Origin of the sequence: uncultured Caldilinea sp., assembly GCF_937128415.1 — a bacterium.
In the GTDB taxonomy this organism is placed as follows: Bacteria; Chloroflexota; Anaerolineae; order Caldilineales; family Caldilineaceae; genus Caldilinea.
Window position 1 is genome coordinate 183,086 of sequence record NZ_CAKZMJ010000065.1, and the last position, 6,767, is coordinate 189,852.

4 protein-coding genes and 1 pseudogene are annotated in these 6,767 nt (G+C 63.4%); all 5 read left to right on the top strand.

Annotation, left to right across the window (positions count from 1 at the left end; translation table 11 throughout):
- Positions 1-94 precede the first annotated feature (94 nt).
- Positions 95-2,407 carry a fasciclin domain-containing protein gene (locus tag Q0367_RS10770; RefSeq protein ID WP_298982190.1) on the top strand — a complete coding sequence of 771 codons (2,313 nt, stop codon included), beginning with the start codon at positions 95-97 and terminating at the stop codon, positions 2,405-2,407.
- Positions 2,408-2,525: 118 nt separating this feature from the next.
- Positions 2,526-3,779, top strand: coding sequence for a BMP family ABC transporter substrate-binding protein (locus tag Q0367_RS10775; RefSeq protein WP_298982192.1), 1,254 nt, complete (start codon positions 2,526-2,528; stop codon positions 3,777-3,779).
- A gap of 116 nt (positions 3,780-3,895) precedes the next feature.
- Complete coding sequence (locus tag Q0367_RS10780) at positions 3,896-5,443, top strand: ABC transporter ATP-binding protein (RefSeq protein WP_298982194.1); 1,548 nt, start codon at positions 3,896-3,898, stop codon at positions 5,441-5,443.
- A gap of 2 nt (positions 5,444-5,445) precedes the next feature.
- Positions 5,446-6,564: an ABC transporter permease gene (locus Q0367_RS10785; protein ID WP_298982196.1), complete on the top strand. Its 1,119-nt coding sequence runs from the start codon at positions 5,446-5,448 to the stop codon at positions 6,562-6,564.
- Positions 6,565-6,567: 3 nt separating this feature from the next.
- A pseudogene (locus Q0367_RS10790) lies at positions 6,568-6,767 on the top strand (ABC transporter permease); the annotation flags it as partial.

Here is a 6,767-nt window from a genome sequence, read left to right on the forward strand (position 1 = left end):
AAAAATCTTGAAATGAAACAGCGCTCGTTGGATTGTGACCGGCAATTGATAAAATGAAACATCAAGACCGCACCGCAAGTCAGGAGTTGTTCCAATGCCAACACGCACTTATGTGCTCCGAATTGGATTAATTCTATTTGCACTGCTGGGGATTGCACCCGCCGTGCTCGCCCAATTTACACCCGACATTGTTGTTGACGACCAAATTGTCGTGGACAACGTTGTCAACATCGCCCGCGTCACCAGCAACGGCCCCGGCTGGGTCGTGATTCACGCCGATGCCAATGGCGCCCCGGGACCGGTCATCGGCTACAGCGCAGTTCCCGACGGGAGCAGCACCGATGTCAAAGTGTCGATCGATCCCGCCGGCTTCACCGAAACTCTGCACGCTATGCTGCATCTCGACGCCGGCGAGCCAGGCGTCTATGAGTTTCCCGACGGCCCGGATGCGCCGGTGCGCGTCAACGACCGCATTGTGATGAAAGCGTTTGTCGTAACCAGCCTCCAGACGACCGTGAGCGGCGCTGTTGCGGCGAATCCGCAACTATCGATGCTGGCCGCCGCCCTTTCTGCAGCGGGATTGGACGCCACCCTCGCCGGGGAGGGGCCTTTCACCCTCTTTGCGCCGACGAATGCAGCTTTCGCCCGCTTGCCTGCGGACCTGCTCGCCGGGCTGTTGAGCAACAGGGAGGCGCTGCGCACGCTCCTGCTCTATCACACGGTGCGCGGTCGGTTTTCGGCGGATGAGCTTGCAGCGGAAGGCGCCCTCCGCTCTGAGCAAGGAGGATGGCTGGTTTTCACCACGCTGGGCGAACAGGTGCGCGTCAACGGAGCGCCTCTGCTTGAAAGCGACATTCAGGCCAGCAACGGCGTTCTGCATCTGATCGGCGAAATTTTGCTCCCCTTGCCGCTGCGTGAAAATCTGGAGGCGCTGATGGTCGCACCGACCGCAACGCCGATTCCGACCCCAACGGCCACTGCGACGGCGACGGCAACGGCGACTCGCACCGCCACCCCAACCCATACAGCGGCGCCGACCGATACGCCAACCGCCACCAACACGGCCACGGCGACTGCAACAGAAACGCCCTCCACGGCTGCGCCGACCCTGGACGAGCGCCGCTTCGATGCGCCGGGAGCGACCGTGCTCACCGGCTCCGGCGCACCGGGCGACATTCTCCGCGTGCTTGTGAACGGCGTCATTGCGGGCGCAGCGATCGTGGACGCCCAGGGGCGCTGGCAAACAACCATCACGCTGCCGGAGAGTGGGCGTTACACGCTCACGGTGGAAAGCGTGACGCTGGACGGCAAGGTGCGCGCCGCCGCCCCGCCGGTGGTCATCGAGATTCCGACCCCGACCAGCACGCCCACCCACACGGCGACCGCAACCGACACGCCGACTGTGACGGCCACCGACACGCCGACAGCGACGCCGACTGACACGGCGACACCCACCGCCACGCCTACGCCCACCGCCACACCCACGGCGACAGCGACTCACACGCCGACGTTCACGCCGGTTCCGACGCCGACGCCCACGGCGACCCCGACGGAGACGCCGATTCCAACCGCCACCCCAACGGCGACTGCCACCGCCACGCCGACCGACACCGCAACGCCCACCGCCGTTGCGCCGACCCTGGACGAGCGCCGCTTCGATGCGCCGGGAGCGACCGTGCTCACCGGCTCCGGCGCACCGGGCGACATTCTCCGCGTGCTTGTGAACGGCGTCATTGCGGGCGCAGCGATCGTGGACGCCCAGGGGCGCTGGCAAACAACCATCACGCTGCCGGAGAGTGGGCGTTACACGCTCACGGTGGAAAGCGTGACGCTGGACGGCAAGGTGCGCGCCGCCGCCCCGCCGGTGGTCATCGAGATTCCGACCCCGACCAGCACGCCCACCCACACGGCGACCGCAACCGACACGCCGACTGCGACGGCTACGCCTACGGCGACGCCGGTTCCAACCAATACGCCGACGCCGACCTATACGGCGACTGCGACCCACACGCCGACCGCCACGCATACTCCGACGGAAACGCCGGCGCCCACCCCGACGCCCGAGGCGACCGAAGAGCCGCTGGAAGAGGCGACGCCCGCCGCCACCGAAGAACCGGCTGAGGAGGTCACAGCCGAGGCGACCGAGGCGCCGACGGAAGAGGCGACGCCCACTGCCACCGAGGAGCCTGTCGAGGAGGTCACAGCCGAGGCGACCGAAACGCCGACGGAAGAAGCGACGCCCGCCGCCGAGGAGCCGGTCGAGGAGGCGCTTCCGCCGTCGACGCCGGGCGACCTACCCGGCACCGGCATAGCCCTTTCATCGGGTGCAACCACGTTGCCGGTCGTAGGGCTTGTTCTGGCCGCCCTGTTCCTAGGCGCATTCATCACGCGTCGTCGCCAGGAATGAGCGATCGGAGAGAGCCGCGCCGTTTGAGTCGAGTTTGCCGCAAGAGGATTTCTGCACTCCGGCTTGATCGGGAGATGACAAACCTTTACAAAACGTTCTGGAAGGAGGACAAGGATCGATGAGGACGCAAAAATGGTCTGCAGTGGGTGTGCTGTTGATCGTTGCACTGGTTTTTAGCGCCTGCGTCGCCCCTCAGCCGGGGATGGCGCCCGCAGCGCCCCAGGCGGAAGCGCCCGCTCCGGCTCCGGCCGTCGGCGGCGTGCAAATTCCTGAGCCTGTCGATGGGAAATTTAACGTGGCGTTTGTGTACGTAGGGCCGATCGGCGATGGAGGGTGGACGTACGCCCACAACGAAGGGCGCCTCTATCTCGAGCAAGCGCTGGGCGATGTGGTGCACACCGCCTATCTGGAGAGCGTGCCTGAGGGAGCCGACGCAGAGCGCGTGATTCGCAACCTGGCTCGCGCCGGATTCGACGCCATCTTCACCACCTCGTTCGGGTTCATGGATCCGACGGCAACCGTCGCAGAGGAATTTCCTGACGTCTACTTTGTGCACATTTCTGGCTTCAAGCGCAACGACACCAACTTCGCCAATCTCTTCGGCGCCATGGAAAGTATGAAATATCTGGCCGGGATGATTGCGGGCGCCCGAGCGCAGGCGGACGGCGGCAACCGCATCGGCTATATTGCGCCCTTCCCAATCCCGGAAGTGATCCGCCACCTCAACGCCACGGCTATGGGCATGCGCCAGACCTGCCCGGACTGTCTGATGGATGTGCGCTGGATCTTCACGTGGTTTGACCCAGACAAAGAGCGCCAGGCGGCGGAATCCCTGTTCGACGCCGGCGCCGACGTCGTCATCACCGGCGCCGATACGCCCGGCCCTGTCCAGGTGGCCGGTGAGCGCGGCAAATGGGGCATCGGCTATGACAGCCGCAATGCATGCGATGTAGACCCCGAGCATTGTCTGACCGTCCCCTACTGGGAATGGGGGCCGGAGTACACCCGTCTTGTCCAGAGCATGCTCGACGGCACCTTTGTCGGCGCAGATATTTACTTTGATGTGGACAGCGGCAGCCTTGGGTTGCTCGGCTTCATGGAAGGACAGACGCCTCTGCCCGGCGTGCCGGCGGAGGTGATTCCAGCGGTCGAGGAGCTGCTGGCCAAAATGTTGAGCGGCGAGGTCAATCGCTTCACCATCTTCACCGGCCCGATCCGCGACAACAAGGGCAACGAGATCGTGCCGGCCGGCGTCACCTTGACGCAGTCTGACCTGGAAGGCCTGCAGGGCATCCCGGGCCGCGAGGATTGCACGATCTGCATGAACTGGCTCGCCGAAGGCATTGTGCCGGACGCAGAGATTCCGCAATAAATTGGGTCTTAGGGGGCGTCGGGGCGCTGGGGAAACCTTGCGCCCCGCCCCCCTTCTCCTCTCAGTGCACGGTAGGCGTCGACCTCGCAATTCCAACACTGCTTTTGACGCAAATCATGACCACTTCACCCTACGCTGTCGAGATGCGCGGCATCACCAAGCGCTTTCCAGGCGTGCTGGCGAATGACCGCATCGATTTCCAGGTGCGCAAAGGGGAGATTCACGCCCTGCTCGGTGAAAACGGCGCGGGCAAATCCACCCTGATGAACATCCTCTCCGGCCTCTATCGCCCGGATGAGGGAGAGATCGCCATCCACGGACGGGTCGTGGAGTTTCATTCTCCGCGCGATGCGATTCGTCACGGCGTAGGCATGGTGCACCAGCATTTTATGTTGACGCCTTCGCAAAGCGTGGCCGAAAACGTCTTTCTGGGCGCACGCGAAATTGGATTCGTGCTGAACCCTCAGCGCATGGCGGCAGAGGTGCGCCGCATTGCGGAGCAGTATCGCCTGCCGGTCGATCCGAACGCCAAAATCTGGCAGCTTTCCGTGGGCGAGCAGCAGCGCGTGGAGATCATTAAAATTTTATATCGGGGCGCCGAAATCCTGATCTTGGACGAGCCGACCGCCGTGCTCACTCCACAGGAAGCGGAAAATCTCTTTGTCACCCTGCGGTCGATGGCGGCGGACAACAAAACGATCATCTTCATCAGCCACAAACTGGAGGAAGTGTTGTCGATCGCCGATCGCATCACGGTGCTGCGCAGCGGCAGAGTCGTGACCACCTTGTCGGCGCAAGGCGTCACCAAAACTGAACTGGCCAACCTGATGGTGGGGCGACAGGTGCTCTTTCAACTGGAGAAGCCTCCCGCTCACCGCGGGGAGGTGCGTCTCCGGCTTGACGGCGTCTGCGCACTGGACGATAAACTGTTGCCGGCGCTGCGCAATGTGTCGTTGACCGTGCACAGCGGCGAGATCGTCGGCGTCGCCGGTGTGGCAGGCAACGGGCAACGCGAGCTGGCGGAGGTGATCTGCGGGCTGCGTCCGCTCACGGCAGGAACCATCGAAGTGGCAGGCGAACGCATGACGCACCTGACGGCGCGGCGCATGATCGACGCCGGCGTCGCCTATGTTCCGGAAGATCGCAATACGACCGGCAGTGCACCCAATCTCAGCGTCGCCGAAAACCTGATTCTGAAAAGCTACCGCAAAGCGGAAATGGGCGCAGGGCCATTTCTCGATCTAACTGCAGTGGAGCGCACCGCTGCGTCTCTGGTGAAAGCCTTCAACATCCTCACGCCGAGCATCAAGACGCCGGTGCGCAAATTGAGCGGCGGCAATTTACAAAAGGTCATCCTGGCGCGCGAAATCTCCAGCCAACCGAAGGTGTTGATCGCCGCCTCTCCGACACGCGGGTTGGACATCGGCGCCACCGAAAGCGTGCGCAGCCTCTTGCTGCAAGAACGCAGCCAGGGGGCAGCCATTCTGTTGATCTCCGAGGACCTCGACGAAATTTTCGCCATTTCCGACCGCATCGTCGTGCTCTACGAAGGATGCATCATGGGCGAATTTGAAACAGCGGACGCAGGGCTGACCGAGGTGGGTTTATTGATGGCGGGCGGGCGCGCGCCCTCGGCGGGCCTTACAACGCAAGACAAGGGATGAAGATGGCATCGCAAACGACGACGTTGCCTCAACAACGCCGGCTGGGATTGCGCATCGAGCGCCGGCTGGAGCAGCCCCTCTGGCTGCGGGTGTTGACGCCTTTCATCTTGATTGCAGCGGCGTTGCTGATCGGCGCCTTGCTGCTGTGGCTGGTCGGCGCCAATCCATGGGTGGTTTACAACAAGATGGCGAGCATCGCCTTCGGCAGCGCGCACGGCTGGTCTGACACGACGATCAAGGCGACGCCCCTGATCCTGGCCGGGCTGGGCGTCTCCATCGCTTTTCGGATGCGGCTGTGGAACATTGGCGCCGAGGGGCAGCTCTTCATCGGCGCCTGGGTGGCGACCGGCTTTGCGCTCTTCTGGCTGCCGCGCGACACGCCGCAGGCCCTGATGTTGTTGGTGATGGCCATCGGCGGCTTTGTGGGCGGCGCGCTGTGGGCGTTCGTCCCCGGCGTGCTCAAGGCGAAGTTGAACATCAACGAGATCATTACTTCGTTGATGCTGACCTATGTGGCGATTTTGTGGAACAACTACTGGATCTATGGGCCATGGAGCGACCGCGGTTTTGGGTTGACGCCGCAGTTTCCTCGCAACGCCTGGCTGCCTCGCTTCACCGACTATTCCGGCGACTTTCCTTTCTTGCGCGGCATAACGGCGCACGCCGGCATCTTTCTAGCGCTGGCGGTGGCCATCCTCCTCTGGGTCGTCTGGAAGCGCACCAAGTGGGGCTATGAAGTCAAGGTGATCGGCGACAACCCGCGCGCCGGACAATATGCCGGGATGCATCTGGCGCGCAAGATCATCGCCGTGATGTTGCTGAGCGGTGGACTGGCCGGTCTGGCGGGGATGGCGGAAGTGTCCGGCGTCGTCCATCGCCTGCAGGAGCGTTTCTCTCCTGGCTACGGCTTCACCGCCATCATCGTCGCCTGGCTCGCCAAGCTAAACCCGCTGGCGATCGTGCCGGTCGCCTACCTGTTCGGCGGCCTCCTGGTGGGCAGCGATGCGATCCAACCGGCCGGCATCGCCAAGATGCTCCAGGGCGTGGTGTTGTTCGTCGTCGTCGGCGGCGAGCTGTTGCTGCAATATCGCATCAAAATGGGACGAAGTGCATCGAGTTGAATCATGGAACTAGCCTTTCTGGTCACTTTGCTGGCGGCGGGCATCCGCTCCGGCACGGCGATTCTTTTTGCGACGATCGGCGAAATTTTCGCCGAACGATCAGGCGTGCTCAACCTTGGCATCGAGGGCATGATGCTGATGGGTGCGGTCAGCGCCTATGGCGTCGCCTTCGCCACGGGCAACCCCTGGCTGGGACTGGGCGT

Excerpts from the sequence above, each read along its gene's own strand:
- Q0367_RS10770 (WP_298982190.1), top strand. The coding sequence starts at position 95 with ATGCCAACACGCACTTATGTGCTCCGAATTGGATTAATTCTATTTGCA.
- Q0367_RS10775 (WP_298982192.1), top strand. The coding sequence starts at position 2,526 with ATGAGGACGCAAAAATGGTCTGCAGTGGGTGTGCTGTTGATCGTTGCA.
- Q0367_RS10780 (WP_298982194.1), top strand. The coding sequence starts at position 3,896 with ATGACCACTTCACCCTACGCTGTCGAGATGCGCGGCATCACCAAGCGC.
- Q0367_RS10785 (WP_298982196.1), top strand. The coding sequence starts at position 5,446 with ATGGCATCGCAAACGACGACGTTGCCTCAACAACGCCGGCTGGGATTG.